General features: G+C 42.7%; 12 protein-coding genes. 2 read left to right on the top strand and 10 right to left on the bottom strand.

Translation table 11 applies throughout. From position 1 onward, the window contains the following. Window positions 1–6 precede the first annotated feature (6 nt). From P8P68_RS06455 to pbp1b, 6 genes are all read right to left on the bottom strand, one after another. A complete protein-coding gene (locus P8P68_RS06455) occupies window positions 7–687 on the bottom strand; it encodes a rhomboid family intramembrane serine protease (RefSeq protein WP_000658477.1) in 681 nt (226 codons plus the stop codon). Continuing rightward, complete coding sequence (locus P8P68_RS06460; RefSeq protein ID WP_000642760.1) at window positions 671–1,210, bottom strand: 5-formyltetrahydrofolate cyclo-ligase; 540 nt, start codon at window positions 1,208–1,210, stop codon at window positions 671–673. Before P8P68_RS06460 ends, P8P68_RS06455 begins: the two co-directional genes overlap by 17 nt. Window positions 1,211–1,221: 11 nt before the next feature. Beyond that, complete coding sequence (locus P8P68_RS06465; RefSeq protein WP_000885096.1) at window positions 1,222–2,352, bottom strand: N-acetyldiaminopimelate deacetylase; 1,131 nt, start codon at window positions 2,350–2,352, stop codon at window positions 1,222–1,224. Window positions 2,353–2,413: 61 nt separating this feature from the next. Further along, window positions 2,414–3,112: a 2,3,4,5-tetrahydropyridine-2,6-dicarboxylate N-acetyltransferase gene (gene dapD, locus P8P68_RS06470; RefSeq protein WP_000127448.1), complete on the bottom strand. Its 699-nt coding sequence runs from the start codon at window positions 3,110–3,112 to the stop codon at window positions 2,414–2,416. An 84-nt stretch (window positions 3,113–3,196) separates the two neighbouring features. Continuing rightward, on the bottom strand, window positions 3,197–4,108 hold the full coding sequence (locus tag P8P68_RS06475; RefSeq protein ID WP_008284424.1) for an EamA family transporter: 912 nt from the start codon (window positions 4,106–4,108) through the stop codon (window positions 3,197–3,199). Between the two features lie 77 nt (window positions 4,109–4,185). Beyond that, window positions 4,186–6,693: a penicillin-binding protein PBP1B gene (gene pbp1b / locus P8P68_RS06480; protein ID WP_278275782.1), complete on the bottom strand. Its 2,508-nt coding sequence runs from the start codon at window positions 6,691–6,693 to the stop codon at window positions 4,186–4,188. A 140-nt stretch (window positions 6,694–6,833) separates the two neighbouring features. Here pbp1b and tyrS point away from each other — a divergent pair, with 140 nt between their 5' ends. Continuing rightward, the gene (tyrS, locus tag P8P68_RS06485; protein WP_044020095.1) at window positions 6,834–8,090 is read left to right on the top strand and encodes a tyrosine--tRNA ligase; all 1,257 of its coding nucleotides are present in this window, start codon (window positions 6,834–6,836) and stop codon (window positions 8,088–8,090) included. Between the two features lie 77 nt (window positions 8,091–8,167). On the opposite strand, the gene P8P68_RS06490 is transcribed toward tyrS, so the two are convergent. Together P8P68_RS06490 and P8P68_RS06495 are read right to left on the bottom strand one after the other, a co-directional pair. Then, window positions 8,168–10,228 (bottom strand): heavy metal translocating P-type ATPase, encoded by a 2,061-nt coding sequence (locus P8P68_RS06490; protein ID WP_000008775.1) that lies wholly within the window; start codon window positions 10,226–10,228, stop codon window positions 8,168–8,170. 1 nt (window position 10,229) lies between these two features. Then, window positions 10,230–10,508: a DUF6110 family protein gene (locus tag P8P68_RS06495; protein WP_000910910.1), complete on the bottom strand. Its 279-nt coding sequence runs from the start codon at window positions 10,506–10,508 to the stop codon at window positions 10,230–10,232. Window positions 10,509–10,659: 151 nt separating this feature from the next. Between P8P68_RS06495 and P8P68_RS06500 the strand changes: the two genes are divergently transcribed. Beyond that, window positions 10,660–11,508 carry a putative RNA methyltransferase gene (locus tag P8P68_RS06500; protein ID WP_042901964.1) on the top strand — a complete coding sequence of 283 codons (849 nt, stop codon included), beginning with the start codon at window positions 10,660–10,662 and terminating at the stop codon, window positions 11,506–11,508. Window positions 11,509–11,577: 69 nt separating this feature from the next. Here P8P68_RS06500 and glgP read toward each other — a convergent pair whose 3' ends face one another. Both glgP and malQ read right to left on the bottom strand, forming a co-directional pair. Next, window positions 11,578–13,836: a glycogen/starch/alpha-glucan family phosphorylase gene (glgP, locus tag P8P68_RS06505; RefSeq protein WP_278275783.1), complete on the bottom strand. Its 2,259-nt coding sequence runs from the start codon at window positions 13,834–13,836 to the stop codon at window positions 11,578–11,580. A 24-nt stretch (window positions 13,837–13,860) separates the two neighbouring features. Next, on the bottom strand, window positions 13,861–15,378 hold the full coding sequence (gene malQ / locus P8P68_RS06510) for a 4-alpha-glucanotransferase (protein ID WP_049519144.1): 1,518 nt from the start codon (window positions 15,376–15,378) through the stop codon (window positions 13,861–13,863). Window positions 15,379–15,771 lie beyond the last annotated feature (393 nt).

Raw genomic sequence — 15,771 nt, forward strand, 5'->3', positions numbered from 1 at the left:
TCCCCCCTACACATAGGTCATTCCCTTATAGCAAAGGAAAATGGCTAGTGCGATAAAAAGTACAGTTGCTCCGATTCGCTGGCTGGTACTGTACATCCTTCTCTCCCATTTGACTGGAAAGATGACTGCTAGAAAGGCACCGCCTACTGCACCTCCGATATGGCCTGCTAGGCTGATTCCTGGAATCAGAACACTTCCAATGATATTTATCACGAAAAGTGTCAGATAGGATTGCCCCAACTGCTGAATATAGGGGTTGCGAGTTGCGTAACGCAGGACGATAATCGCAGCAAATAACCCGTAGAGAGAAGTGGATGCTCCAGCTGCGACAACTTTCGGTGTAAATGCAAACACAAAGAGATTGCCCATCATTCCTGATAAGAGATAGAGAAGGAAGAACTGCTTGGAGCCGAAAATCTCCTCAACCTGTCGTCCAAGAAAGTAGAGCGAAATCATATTGACAATGAAATGCTCCCATCCAATATGCACAAATATAGCCGAAAAAAGGCGCCAAATCTGCTCAGGGAACAGGCGAATGATCGGTCCATACATGGCTCCAAACTGAAGCAAGGTATCTGCTCGTTCAAAATTTAAACCTGTAAGAACCAACATCAAGAGAAAGACCAATGCGGTTACTAGGAGGAAGAAACTAGTCACAGGATAACGTTTATCAAAGATTTCCTTCATAGATTAGCACCTCCTGGACGGGAATATCATGGTCTTCCAAGTTAAACTCCTGAATTTGACAAGGATAAACCGTACTCAAAGTATGACCAGTAAAATGTTCTAGATAGCGGTCGTAGTATCCTCCACCATATCCGATTCGATAGCCTTCTGTCGTAAAAGCTAGCCCTGGAACATGAATCAAATCAATCTGAGACAGTTCCACCACTTCCAAGTCTCCTTGCGGTTCCAGTAAACCAAAGGAAGTTTTTACCAACTGCTGCGGATGATAGACCACAAACTCCATGCGCCCCTTGGGATAGGTTTTGGGTATCAAAACCTTCTTGCCGTCCTTCAGCGCCTGCTCAATCAGTTCTTGCGTTTGAAATTCATGAGGGAAAGAGAGATAGGTTGCGATGTTCTTAGCTTCTTGGTAAAAGGGATGATGTAAGAAACGCTCGGTTAAAGCTCGATCCATAGCCCGTTTTTGCTCCTGAGATAAAGCCTTCATTTCTTGCAAAATTTTCTTGCGTAGTTCTGCTTTCATAGACAATTCCTCTACTCTGCTGCCTTCTTTTTTAAGAAACTAGAGACTGCATCTACCCCAATGGCTATGGCTTCTTCCTTAGGACTCATCTGAGGGTGATGAAGAGCGTAGGGACTATCGATACCTAGCCAGAACATAACGCCATCTACCTTCGAAAGGAGATAACCAAAGTCCTCGCCTGTCATAGCAGGCTCGATATCAATCAACTCGATTCCATCTTTCTCTTCAAAAAAGTCCATCAGTTCACGCGCCAAGGCTGGATTGTTCTCAACAGGTAGGTAGCCTCCTTGCTTGAGTTCTACTTCGACTTCCATATCAAAGGCTGCTGCAACCCCTTCTGCGACTGTCTTGACTCTTTTTTGTACCAAGAGGCTCATTTCCTGAGTCAAGGCGCGAATGGTTCCATGCAAAAAGGCTGTGTCTGTAATGACATTATTGGTTGTTCCAGCTTGGAAAAGGCCAAAGGTCACCACCGCTCCCTCGATGGGATTGACATTGCGGCTGACAACTGACTGTACTTGGGTTACAAAGTAACTAGCAGCCACCAAGGCGTCATTGGCTTCATGCGGAAAGGCTGCATGTCCCCCTTTTCCTTTGAAACGAATCTTCACCTCACAAGTCCCTGCAAAGAGCGTATGGGTATTGGTCGCAATCTGTCCAACCTTTAGATCCGGACGAACATGGAGTCCATAAAACTGGTCTGGTAGCCAGTCTCCAAAAGCACCGTCCTCATACATGAGCATGCCACCAGCTTCATTTTCTTCAGCAGGCTGAAATAGAAAGAGCAAATTATTCTTGGGTTGTTCCTCCAGGGCGCGTTCGAGACAGCCTAAGGCAATAGTCATATGAAAATCATGGCCACAAGCATGCATGCGACCTTGGTGCTGAGAGGCGAAAGGCAGTCCTGTTTGTTCGACGATAGGCAGGCCATCAATATCTGTTCGCCAGCCAATAGTCTTCTTTGGCTGGCTTCCCTGCAAATAGACCAAAACCCCTGTTCGCCAAATACGAATTTGAACAAAATCCTTGCCCGTAGTCAATTTCTCAATCACATCCAGCAAATAAGCCTGAGTCTTGAACTCTTCCAAGCCAATCTCTGGAATCTGGTGTAAATCTCGTCTAGTCTGAATCAAATCTAACATCTATCGATCCTCCTTTTGATAGAAGAAAGAGGCTGGAAGAAGTATCCGCCTCTTTTTATTTTTACAAGGTACGAAGCGCATCCTCTAGCGCTGTTTTTTGTTGGGTTTGGGCATCAATTTCTTTGATGATACGAGCTGGAACACCTGCCACTACCACGTTTTCTGGAACATCTTGGGTAACAATAGCTCCTGCTGCAACAACTGAACCACTGCCGATTTGGACCCCTTCGATCACCACTGCATTGGCACCGATAAGAACATTATCTCCGACACGGACTGGTTCAGCGCTAGCTGGCTCAATCACACCCGCCAAAACTGCACCTGCACCAACGTGACTGTTTTTCCCAACGATAGCACGACCTCCAAGGATGGCACCCATGTCAATCATGGTTCCAGCACCGATTTCAGCACCGATATTGACAACAGCTCCCATCATGATAACAGCATTGTCACCAATTTCAACCTGGTCACGGATAATAGCACCTGGCTCGATACGAGCATTGATCGCACGTTTGTCTAGCAAAGGAACTGCAGAATTACGAGCATCTTGCTCGACAACATAATCTTGATTTTCTACCAAACCTTCAAGAAGCGGAGCAACATCCTTCCAGTCTCCGAATAAAACATTTCCTAGTTTGACAACAGAGCTAGGTACAGCAGTTGCAAGTTCTCCTTCAAAGGTTACTTTGACACTGGTTTTCTTTTCAGCATTGGCGATAAATTGGATAATTTCTTGAGCGTTCATTTTTGTAGCAGTCATAGGTGCCTCCTGGTTCGTTATAATGATACCTATTCTACCAAAAAAGGCTTCAAATTTGAAGCCTCAACTATCAAATAATCATCTTTACTGGGCTTGTTTTGCTTCCTCTACAGATAAAAAAATCATCGGAACGATAATCAACACCATAGCTAAGGCCAAAAAACCATCCATGACCATTCCCAGAAAAAGAACACTTAATAAAGCTGAAGAGAGCGGTTCGCTAGCACTCACCACTGATACAACCAGCGGGGAAACGAGTGACACAGCCTTCATAGATAGGAAGAAGGCAAAAGCTGTACCAAACACGGCAATCGTCAGACAAATCAGCACACTTACCAGATCCACTTGAAAACTTATCCGATAAATAGGGTAGAGGAAATTACTAAAGAGACCTGCCAGAATCATCCCCCAACCAACAGTCGGAACAAATCCGTAGCGCCGTGCAAAGCGTTGGGGAAGGATAACATTAAACATGACCCCTACTGCACTGAGCAAACCTGTCACTAGAGCCAAAGGTGTCATGGATAACTGGGACAAATCCCCTTTTGTAGCCATCAAAAAAACACCTAGCATGGCAATCAAAACATAGAACACAGCTGTAATAGAAGCCTTCTTCTGGTAAATGATTCGATTGTAAAACAGGATAAAAACAGGGCTGATAAATTGCAAAATGGTCGCCGTCGTCGCATTGGAATACTCAACGCAGAGATAAAAGAAAAACTGCACAGAAAAAATACCTAGAATAGCATAGGCTAAAAAAGGTAGATAATTTTTCTTATCACGCCAGATGTCCAACAAGCGGCTACGCAACTGAAAAGCAGATAAACCTAAAACCAAACTCCCCGCCACAAGCAACCGCATAGAAGTAATCCATCCAGAAGACACTGGATAATGAGTGAAAAAATACTCTCCTAAAATCCCACAAATCCCCCAGATTAGGCCTGAGAGTAGCGAGTATACTGTTCCCTTAACAATCTTTTTCTGATAATGATTCATATTATTATTGTAACACGAAACCAACAAAGAAAAAAGTAGCAACAAGGAGAAATTACTAACCTTGCTACTACTCTTTCTTAGCGATTAAATAGACGTGAACGTCCTGTAGAACCACTTTGAGTATTCCCACTCGAACTTGAACTTCCAGAGCTACTGCTTGAACTTGAGCTTGGAGGAGTCACTGCTGGAATGCTTCCTAGAATATTCTTCCATGCGTTCAGATAATCTGCATCGCTTCCTCCAATAGCAAAGCGATAGGTGGTCACTGGGGCACCTTCTTTAGTCGCCCAGTAGCTCGTTACTGTTGATCCAGAAACTTCTATTTCTTTCCCATTGATGGAAACCTTGCCTGGTTTTTGCCCTGTAGAACGAAGAACTTGTGACTTGGTCACACTTGGATCCAGATTAAAGCGCTCATTCCCCCATATTCCAGGTTCAGCTTGTTGGATAGCATTGACCAAGTGGGCCATATAGTTGGCATTGCGGTAGTGGCCTGCTCCTTTGGCTAGTGGTCTGTTGTCATCGTGACCTAACCAGCCACCCAAAGTCAATCGAGGTGTAGAAAGCATGAGCCACATATTTTCATCTTCATTGGTCGTACCAGTTTTTCCGATCCAGTCAGCACGGGCTAGGGATGGATTGATAGTCGTCAAGTCCGTCTGGAAACTTGAAGTAATCCGAGACGAGATAACATCCCGAAGGAGACTTTGCATAATGGTTGCTGTCGCTTTCGAATAAACTTGGACAGGCTCATCCTTGTGCTCGTATACCAATCGGCCATCCGTTGACTCGATCTTCGCGATCATATGTTTCTTATGGTAAACTCCATTGTTGGCCAGAGTTTGATACCCGTTGGTATGCTGGGCAACTGTAACGTCAATCCCCCCACCCATCGGTAAACTTTCAATCCCATATTCTGGGATTTCGTAACCCATTTTTTCCATATAGCCTTTGACATCAACACCCTTCTCTCGAAGCGTACGATACGTCCAGTAGGCTGGGATATTCCATGAGTAGTTAAGGGCTTCTCCCAATGTCATCATTCCCGTACCAGGACTATTGACATACATGATGGGGTTCCCGTTTGAGAAGTTGGTAGGATAGTTTGATAAGATACTTGCACTCCCCATCAAACCTTGGTCAATAGCGATACCATAGGCCAATATAGGTTTTGTGGTTGAAGCTGGAGAACGCTTGGTATCGATAGCGTGATTGTTCTGATTTTCTTGATAATTACGACCACCGACAAACCCAAGGATAGCTCCCGTTTGGTTGTCCATGAGGACATTCCCCACCTCAGGCTGACCTGTCGAATCATCTAGCAGATAACCGTAGGTCGCAACCGCATTTTGCATCGCAGCATGAACATTTTTATTGATAGTTGTCGTAATCTTATAGCCACCATTTTCAATTTCCTTAGTGGCTAAATCACGATAGGATTTCTGAATGGACTCATTCTTTAATTCTTGCGCAGAAACATTATCTCGTTGGACAAGGTAGTCGTACATGCGGTCAGTAGCTTCTGCCAAGGTTGCATAGTAGAGATAGTCACGCGAAGTACCACTAACACTACCGGATGGTAGGAAATCTTTCTTAAAGTCATAATCTTTGTACTTATCGTAGTCTTCCTGACTTAGAGCCCCTGTCCGGTACATGTTGTAGAGGACATCCTTGGCACGCTTGATTCCCAGAGCCATGTCCTCATCACTCTTCATACTACCATCAGATTCATAAGGAGAATAACTGATTGGACTCTGTGGCAACCCTGCGATAAAGGCAGCTTGAGGGACCGTTAAATCCGAAGCATTGACCCCAAAGATTCCTTCTGCAGCCTGCTGGGCACCTGCAATATTTTGACCTTTATGATTGCGACCAAAAGGAGCAATGTTAAGGTAGGTTGTCAAGATCTCATCCTTACCCATGGCCCGTTCTAAAGCTAGAGCATCAATAATCTCTTTAGCCTTACGAGCTAGAGTTGGAGCATCCCCCACCACTTGCTGCTTGATGACCTGCTGGGTCAAGGTCGAACCACCACTAGACGAGCCCAGACCGACAAAGGTTCCCAAAGTCGCACGAATAACGGCCTTAGGCACAACTCCCTTGTGTTCATTGAAATGCTCGTCCTCTGTCGCAACAATGGCTTTCTTAAGATTGTCTGAGATAGCATCTGAAGCGACTGAAGTGCGCAATAAATCGCCCTCGATCGAGGCAATGGTACTGCCGTCAGAATAAGTGATTTCTGAAATAGAGGCAATATCCTTCACTTGCTTGACCAACTCTTCTGCTTGAGGTACCTGGGCCTTGTCAAATAGAGCGACTCCATAACCCATAGCCACACCAGCGCCAAACAGTCCACCGATAAAGCCTAAGATAAAGAGAGTATTAAAGACTATTTTAAACCCACTCAAAACCTTAGCAAAAATAGACCCTGCCCTTCTAACTTTGTCAGAAGAGGTCCCCTTTTTACCGGTTTTCTTATTAGCTAGTTTTTTTGCTAGTCTTTTCTTCCATTTTGCAATTCGTTGCATTAGCTGCTGGAAAAAATGCAGCATTTTTGTTTTTAATTCATTAATTCTTTCTTTCATGAATGTCCTCGCTTTCTCTATTATACCATAAAAGGGAAACTTTCAATAAAATAGCCACTTTCTTCCCTATTCCACTAGGCTATTGTCCGAGTTTGTGATACAATAGGTAGAAACAATATTTTATAAAGGAGAAAAGACACATGCACATTTTTGATGAGCTAAAAGAGCGTGGTTTGATTTTTCAAACGACTGATGAAGAAGCTTTGCGTAAAGCCCTAGAAGAAGGTCAAGTTTCTTATTATACTGGCTACGATCCAACTGCTGACAGCCTTCACCTCGGCCACCTTGTCGCAATCTTGACCAGTCGTCGCTTGCAGTTAGCAGGTCATAAACCATATGCGCTCGTTGGCGGTGCTACAGGTCTCATCGGAGATCCGTCCTTCAAAGATGCTGAGCGTAGTCTCCAAACAAAAGACACAGTAGAGGGCTGGGTCAAGTCTATCCAAGGGCAACTTTCTCGTTTTCTTGACTTTGAAAATGGTGAAAATAAGGCTGTCATGGTCAACAACTACGACTGGTTTGGCAGTATCAGCTTCATTGACTTCCTCCGTGACGTCGGAAAATACTTCACTGTCAACTACATGATGAGTAAGGAATCTGTGAAGAAACGGATCGAGACAGGGATTTCTTACACTGAGTTTGCCTACCAAATCATGCAAGGGTACGACTTCTATGTCCTTAACCAAGACTACAATGTTACTCTGCAAATCGGTGGTTCTGACCAGTGGGGAAATATGACAGCTGGTACCGAATTGCTTCGTCGTAAGGCTGACAAGACTGGTCACGTGATCACTGTTCCACTCATCACAGACGCAACTGGTAAGAAATTTGGTAAGTCAGAAGGAAACGCAGTTTGGCTTAACCCTGAAAAGACTTCTCCATACGAAATGTACCAATTCTGGATGAACGTGATGGATGCTGACGCTGTTCGCTTCTTGAAAATCTTTACCTTCTTGTCACTCGATGAGATTGAAGACATCCGCAAAGAGTTTGAAGCGGCTCCACACGAACGCTTGGCACAAAAGGTCCTCGCTCGTGAAGTCGTGACTCTTGTTCACGGAGAAGAAGCTTACAAAGAAGCCCTTAACATCACCGAGCAACTCTTTGCTGGAAACATCAAAAACCTTTCTGTCAAAGAACTCAAACAAGGACTTCGTGGAGTGCCAAACTACCAAGTAAAAGCAGACGAAAACCACAATATCGTGGAACTCCTCGTGTCATCTGGTGTGGTGAATTCAAAACGCCAAGCCCGTGAAGACGTCCAAAACGGAGCTATCTACGTCAACGGCGACCGTATCCAAGACCTTGACTATGTCTTGAGTGACGCAGATAAGTTAGAAAACGAACTCACTGTTATCCGCCGCGGGAAGAAGAAATACTTTGTGTTGACTTACTAAATTGTTAAACATTTACCTATAAACAAAGGAGTTACCCTCGAGAAAGGTAACTCCTTTTTGCTGTGAATAGTCCCCACCTATCCCTTAATAGACAGGCTACGCAGGACTATGCGTAAGGTTGTTAGATTATGTAGGATAGAGAGGTTTGAAGGACTGAGCCAATTAAACAAGCCAAAGCCAATCAAACTACTATTTACGACAACGGTATCTTGAATATTCTTCTTGATGAGTGTTTGCAAAGATGATGATAGCCAATCCAACTCTTGGAAGAAATCCAAACGATTATCTAACAATAAGATATCGCTCATCTGCTTAGAAATATCTGCACTCTCATTCATCACCACACCGATATCTGATAGGGTTAGAGCCGCTGAGTCATTCAATCCATCTCCAACCATCAAAATCGTGTGACCTGCTTTCTGCAGTTCCTCTACTAACTCAAATTTCCCATCAGGTTTCAAGTCTGTATAGACCTGATCAAAGGGCAAATCTTTGACTAATTCCTCTGTCCTAACCAAGGTGTCCCCTGTTGCCAGAATCAATTTTTTCCCTTGTGCCTTAAGTTTCTCCAAGGCTGCTTTTGCTTCTTTTCTCAAAGGAGTATGAATGCAGAACATTCCAATCAATTCATTCTGATAAGCCAAGAATAAGAGATTGTAGTGACTCTTGTACTCTTCAATTAAAGCATTTTGTTCTGAACTGATATGAATCTGCTCATCCTGCATCAAGACATAATTCCCAATAAGAACTGGTTGGCCATCTATATGAGATTTGATCCCCTTGCTTGCAATATATTGGAGTTTCCCATGCATTTCCTCATGTTCAATTCCCTCTATCTCAGCTTGCTTGACGATGGCATTAGCAATAGGATGATAAATGTGTTCCTCAAGACAGGCACTGATTCTGAGAATATCTTCCTCACTATAGTCCCCAAAAGGTAACACCTTTTCAACTATAGGATAACTAGTTGTGATTGTTCCCGTCTTATCAAACAAGAAAGTATCAACTTCCAGATATTTCTCCAGAACATCCCCATCCTTAATCACCATTTCACGGTTCAACCCCTCCTTGATAGCTGTCAAATAAGCTACAGGAGTAGAGATTTTCAAAGCGCAGGAGAAATCGACTAATAGGAAAGAAATAGCCTTAGAAAAAGAACCTGTTAATAGGTAAGTTAGCCCAGCCCCCAAGAAATTATATTTGACGACCTTATCCGCCATCTTGATGAAATAGCGTTGTTTCGTTTTCTTGTTTTCTTCAGATTTCTTCATTAACTCAATCAGTTGTAAAATCCGGCTGTTCATCTGATTATCGGTTACACGAATGCGTAACTCTCCAGTTTCTAATACTGTATTTGCACAAACCAAATCAGACTCTCTTTTTTCAACTGGAAAACTCTCTCCCGTCAAGGAACTTTCGTTGACCATACCTAAACCTGAAACTACTTGTCCATCAAACAGAATTTCATTTCCTTGAGATAGGACCAAGACATCTCCTATTTGAACATCGGAACTCTTGATACTAACAACCGTATCGCCCTGTACTAAGAATACGTCGCTCTCTTTTGCAAGAAGGCTTTGTTCTAAATCTGTTGCAGTTTTTTTCAAAGACCACTGATCTAAATGATTCCCCAAATCAAGCATAAACATGATATTGCTAGCTGTCTTGGATTGGTTCATAAACAAGGACAATAAAATCGCCGAACAGTCCAAGACTTCCATCGTTAGTTCCTTACGCGCTAGTGTTTGATAGGCTTCTCTAATATAACCCAAAGCCTGATAACAAGTCCATATATAGCGAATAGGATACGGCACAAAACTACGAAAAAGTACACGCTTAATCGCTGCACCTGAAACAATAGAATAAGCACTCTCTTCTCTACGAATGGGAAGAGTCATCAACTCAGAAACTTTCCCTTTATCAATTCTTTTTAAAAAGGCTTCTGCATTATCTAATACAGAAAAGCCTTCTTTTATGCGTAGAGTAAAGTGCTGTTGATCCATGTAAAACTGGATAGACTCAATCCCCTTTTCATCTCTCGCCAAGGAACGAAGATAGTCTTGAATATCCAAGGTGAGTGAAAAAGAAGATGATAGTCGGATATGTTGGTATCCTCTATGTAGCACTTTAAAAGACATATTATTCTCCTATAAGGCTATCTAATTGCTCTTCTTTTTTCTCTTGCTCGTACAAATATTTGGCATCTTGCAAGACATCGTCTCCATGTTGTTTCACAACAGAAACAGATGCATCTAGCCCGTCTTTCAACTTGTAAGCCTTAGCCAAAGCTTTAGAATAACCTTTTTTAGCTTCCTTACTTGCCAAGATTTTCAAACCAAGGGTACCAAATGCGACACCACCCAAAAAGAGTGATGATTTTTTCGCAACTTTTGCAACGGTTAATACTTCTTTTAACATACTTATTTCCTCCTTATCATTATTATATAGAAATTTAGATATAAAAGCAATTTTATTCTATAAATTGGAGAATTAGTTTTATTTCTACTGAATCTCCCATCTACTTATTTCTAAAGTTGCTTTCATTTGCCTCTTTTGATACACTTAAACTATGAATACAAACCTCAAACCCAAACTTCAGCGTTTTGCTTCTGCGACTGCCTTTTCCTGCCCTATCTGCCAAGAAAATCTGGCCTTGGTAGAGTCTAGCCTCAAGTGTAGCAACCGCCATTCTTTTGATCTGGCAAAATTCGGCTATGTCAACTTGGCTCCGCAAATCAAGCAATCTGCCAACTACGACAAGGAAAACTTCCAAAACCGCCAGCAAATTCTTGAAGCTGGTTTTTATCAGGCTATTTTAGAAGGTATCTCGGACTTACTAACAACTAATCCATCCGCAAAAACAGTCTTGGATATCGGTTGTGGCGAAGGTTTCTACTCTCGTAAACTCCAAGAAAGTCACTCTGATAAAATCTTCTATTCCTTTGATATTTCCAAAGATTCCGTCCAAATCGCTGCTAAGAGTGAACCCAACTGGGCAGTCAATTGGTTTGTCGGTGACCTGGCTCGACTTCCTATAAAAGATGCTAGCATGGATATCCTGCTTGATATCTTCTCGCCTGCCAACTACGGAGAATTTCAAAGAGTATTATCAAAAGACGGCATCTTGATCAAGGTCATCCCAACCGAAAATCACCTCAAGGAAATCCGCCAAATGGTGCAAGACCAGCTGACTAAGAAGGATTATTCCAACCAAGATATCAAGGAACATTTCCAGGAACACTTCAACATCCAATCTCACCAAACAGCCTCCCTGACCAAGCCCATCACAGCAGATCAACGCCAAGCCCTGCTCAGCATGACGCCCCTTCTCTTTCATGTTGACCAGACCAAGATTGACTGGAGCCAACTGACCGAGATTACCATCGAAGCAGAGATTCTGGTCGGAAAAGCACTGTAAATTAGTTTAAATATGAAAAAACGCACCTTAAATAGATGCGTTTTGTTTTACAATCTGATGTAATGAATCTTAGTTCAAGTGCCAGATATCTTCGTTGTACTGAGCGATTGTACGGTCAGATGAGAAGAATCCTGCTTTGGCAATGTTAACGATGACTTTATCCAACCATGCGTCACGGTCTTCGTAGTCAGCAAGCATTTGCTCTTTGACTTTGATGTAGTCTTCCAAGTCAAGGAGAGTCATGAACCAGTCTTTGTTGATCAATTCGTTGTAAAGACGTTCCAAGCGTTCTTTCTTACCTACTGCAAGAACAGCATCGCTCACGATGAAGTCAACCAATGGTTTGATAGCTTCACGAGCATAGTATTCGCTTGACTTGTAAGCTGCTTTTGCGTAAAGGTCGATAACAGTTTCTGAATCTTCACCGAAGATGTAGATGTTTTCGTCGCCAACCAATTCAGCGATTTCCACGTTAGCTCCGTCCATAGTACCAAGAGTCAAAGCTCCGTTCAACATGAATTTCATGTTACCAGTACCTGAAGCTTCTTTAGAAGCAAGTGAGATTTGTTCTGAGATGTCACATGCTGGGATCAAGAAGCTTGCTGCAGTAACGTTGTAGTTTTCAACCATTACGACTTGCAAGTGTGGAGCTACAGCTGGGTCGTTAGCAATCACTTCTGACAAGCAAAGGATCAAGTGAATGATGTCTTGAGCGATTGTGTAGGCAGGAGCAGCTTTACCACCGAAGAATACTGTGATAGGACGAGCAGGGATGTTACCAGCCTTGATATCAAGGTATTTGTGGATCACATACAAAGCGTTCATTTGTTGGCGTTTGTACTCGTGAAGACGTTTGATTTGGATGTCAAAGATAGAGTTTGTATTGATTTCCACACCTTGGTGTTCTTTCAAGTGACGAGCCAATTTACGTTTGTTGTGAGCCTTGATGCTTTCCAATTTTTCTTTAACAGCAGCCTTGTCTTCGTATGACAAGAGTTTTTCAAGCTCATCTGCTTCATGGTGCCAACCATGTCCAAGAATCTCATCCAAGTAGTGAGACAAGCTTGGGTTAGCATGCATGAGCCAACGACGGAATGTGATACCGTTTGTTTTGTTGTTGAATTTTTCTGGGTAGATGTCGTAGAAAGCTTTCAACTCTGAGTTCTTCAAGATTTCAGTGTGAAGAGCTGCAACCCCGTTTACACTGTATCCGTAGTGGATATCCATGTGAGCCATGTGAACACGTCCGCTCTCATCGATGATTTGAACAGCTGGGTCTTTGTATTCTGCCTTCACACGACGGTCCAATTCTTTGATGATTGGTACCAAGTGAGGAACCACTTCTTCCAAGAATTCAAGAGGCCATTTTTCAAGGGCTTCAGCAAGGATTGTGTGGTTAGTGTAGGCAGTCATGCTACGTACGATTGAGATTGCTTCATCAAGCTCGATACCTCGCGCAGTCAAGAGACGGATCAATTCAGGAATCACCATTGATGGGTGAGTATCGTTGATTTGTACAACAGCGTAGTCTGCAAGGTCATGCAAGTTGCTTCCTTTTTCGATTGCTTCGTCGATGATCAATTGCGCACCGTTTGAAACCATGAAGTATTGTTGGAAGATACGGAGCAATTCACCTTGCTTGTCGCTATCGTCTGGGTAAAGGAAGAGAGTCAAGTTGCGAGCGATATCTGTCTTGTCAAAGTTGATACCATCTTCGATGATAGAAGAATCAACTGAATCCAAGTCAAACAAACGCAAGCGGTTTTTAGTAGCTGTCTTGTAGCCAGGTACATCAATATCGTAAAGAGTCGATGTCAATGTGAAGTGTGCAAATGGCACTTGGTAGCTACGGCTTGAGCGAACCAACCAGTTTTGCTCTGTCAACCAAGCGTTAGGAATTGTTTCTTGTTGGTTGTTTTTAAGAACTTGTTGGAAAAGACCGAAGTGGTAGTTCAAACCAACGCCGTCACCATTCAAACCAAGTGTAGCGATTGAGTCGATAAAGCAGGCTGCCAAACGTCCCAAACCACCGTTACCAAGTGATGGTTCCAATTCTACTTCTTCAATTTCGATCAACTCTTTACCTGCAGCTGCAAGTTCCTTTTTCACATCGTCATAAAGACCGAGGTTAATCAAGTTGTTTGACAAGAGTTTACCAATCAAGAACTCAGCTGAGATGTAGTAAACTTTTTTCTTACCAGTGTTGACTGGTTTTTGACTGCTAGCAAGCTTGCTGTAGTTAAGAAGAGCAAGGTAAAGCTCTTCATTGCTACATTCTGCAATGGTTTTATTGTAACGTTTTTGTACAAATTCGTTTAATGGTAACATGTTTATGTGTCTCCTGATAATGTCTTATTTCTTTAATTCTACCAAATTTTCATTGATTCGGCGATAAATTGTAGTCAAGTCAAGCAAAGTTTCTTCAACAGCTGGTGTCAATTGATCTTCAGTCATACGCCAAGACCAGTTTCCACCAAGGGTAGATGGGAAGTTCATACGAGCTGACTCATCTAGTTCTAGCAAGTCTTGCATGGTTGCAATAGCCATGAAGCTAACTGATGAAAAGACTGTACGAAGCATAGCGTGTGGCACTGTTTCGTATTCTTTACGGTTCGTGTAGCGAGCCATGTACTCACGTGTCGCATCATCGATCTCGTTACGATACCAACCAAGGACCGTATTATTATCGTGTGTTCCTGTGTACATAACAGAGTTGGTAGGCGCCAAGTGTGGGCTATCGATACTTTCGTCTTCTGGGTTGAAGGCAAACTGAAGAATCTTCATCCCTGGGAAGCCAGTGCTTTCACGCAACTCGATGACTTCATCTGTCATGAAACCAAGGTCTTCTGCGATGATGTTTAGCTCACCAAGCTCTTCCTTAACGGCTGCGAAGAGTTTGTAGCCTGGACCTTTCACCCATTTACCAGGTGCTGCTGTATCGGAACCAGCAGGAATTTCCCAGTAAGATTCGAACCCGCGGAAGTGGTCAATACGAACGATATCGTAGATCTTGAAGCTTTCGCGCAAACGTTCAATCCACCATTTGTAACCGTCTTTGTCCATTGCTTCCCAGTCATAGATTGGGTTCCCCCAAAGCTGACCAGTGGCAGAAAACTCATCTGGTGGGCATCCTGCGATACAAGTTGCTTTACCATTGGCATCTGTCTTAAAGAGATGTGGATTTGCCCACATGTCGCTTGAATCTTCCGCTACGTAGATAGGCATGTCCCCAACAATTTCGATGTGGTTATCGTTAGCATAGGCTTTCAATTTCAACCATTGTTGGAAGAAGAAGTATTGAGTCACACGGTGGTAAACCAACTTGTCTGCCAATTTCTCACGGTAGCTTTCAAGTGCTGAAGCTTTACGAGCACGAGCATCTGCATCTGGCCATTCTGTCCAAGCAAGATTGTCAAAATGCTCTTTGATCGCCATATACTCAGCGAAGAGTTCGAGCCATGATTGGTTGTCTTTAGCAAACTTCTCAAAATCTTTGACATCACCCACTTCCAAGAAGCGTTTGACTGCTTTTTCTAAAAGCGGACGACGTGCATAATAAATCTTCGCATAGTCAACTTCAGATGCATCGCTACCAAAGTCAACACCTTCGAGATCGCTAGCTTCCAACAAGCCTTGCTCTACCAAGATATCAAGGTCGATAAAATGCGTATTTCCAGCAAAGGCTGAGAATGATTGGTATGGAGAATCTCCATAGCTTGTTGTCCCAAGAGGGAGGATTTGCCAGTAACGTTGCTTCGTACGAACCAAGAAATCAACGAAATCATAAGCAGTCTGGCCAAATGATCCAATCCCGTATGCTCCTGGCAGAGAAGAGATGTGCATCAACACACCACTTTGACGTTTTTTCATAATAGCACCTCATGTGTTTGTTATAAAACGTTGCGCAATTAAGGCGCAAACGTTTGCGTTAATTTAAGTATAACGCATTTCAAAAACAAATGCAAGCGTTTTTAAAAAATTTTTTTGAATTATTTTAATCAAACAAAACTTGTTGCCACTGATATTTTATGAAATAAGCGAAAAAATTTTAAAGATTTTCTGATTTAAGATAATTCATTCCCAATATCTGCTCTATTTTCTGAAAAACCGAGCCGAATTTACGCAATCGTTTTCCTAATATATTTTCAATTCAAAAAAAACAAATATTTTAAGTTCTTTCCTATATATGGGCTTTAACAAATGTTTGAAACCTTAAAATTTTTTTAAAAATTTTCCTAAAAACGCTTGCAACCGTTTTCTATT

The organism is Streptococcus sp. D7B5 (genome assembly GCF_029691405.1).
Classification (GTDB): Bacteria; Bacillota; Bacilli; order Lactobacillales; family Streptococcaceae; genus Streptococcus.

What these genes read in the sequence shown, in the direction of transcription:
- glgP (WP_278275783.1), bottom strand. Translation starts at nt 13,836, where the DNA reads ATGTTACCATTAAACGAATTTGTACAAAAACGTTACAATAAAACCATT.
- malQ (WP_049519144.1), bottom strand. Translation starts at nt 15,378, where the DNA reads ATGAAAAAACGTCAAAGTGGTGTGTTGATGCACATCTCTTCTCTGCCA.
- P8P68_RS06465 (WP_000885096.1), bottom strand. Translation starts at nt 2,352, where the DNA reads ATGTTAGATTTGATTCAGACTAGACGAGATTTACACCAGATTCCAGAG.
- P8P68_RS06495 (WP_000910910.1), bottom strand. Translation starts at nt 10,508, where the DNA reads ATGTTAAAAGAAGTATTAACCGTTGCAAAAGTTGCGAAAAAATCATCA.
- P8P68_RS06460 (WP_000642760.1), bottom strand. Translation starts at nt 1,210, where the DNA reads ATGAAAGCAGAACTACGCAAGAAAATTTTGCAAGAAATGAAGGCTTTA.
- dapD (WP_000127448.1), bottom strand. Translation starts at nt 3,112, where the DNA reads ATGACTGCTACAAAAATGAACGCTCAAGAAATTATCCAATTTATCGCC.
- pbp1b (WP_278275782.1), bottom strand. Translation starts at nt 6,693, where the DNA reads ATGAAAGAAAGAATTAATGAATTAAAAACAAAAATGCTGCATTTTTTC.
- P8P68_RS06500 (WP_042901964.1), top strand. Translation starts at nt 10,660, where the DNA reads ATGAATACAAACCTCAAACCCAAACTTCAGCGTTTTGCTTCTGCGACT.
- P8P68_RS06455 (WP_000658477.1), bottom strand. Translation starts at nt 687, where the DNA reads ATGAAGGAAATCTTTGATAAACGTTATCCTGTGACTAGTTTCTTCCTC.
- P8P68_RS06475 (WP_008284424.1), bottom strand. Translation starts at nt 4,108, where the DNA reads ATGAATCATTATCAGAAAAAGATTGTTAAGGGAACAGTATACTCGCTA.
- P8P68_RS06490 (WP_000008775.1), bottom strand. Translation starts at nt 10,228, where the DNA reads ATGTCTTTTAAAGTGCTACATAGAGGATACCAACATATCCGACTATCA.
- tyrS (WP_044020095.1), top strand. Translation starts at nt 6,834, where the DNA reads ATGCACATTTTTGATGAGCTAAAAGAGCGTGGTTTGATTTTTCAAACG.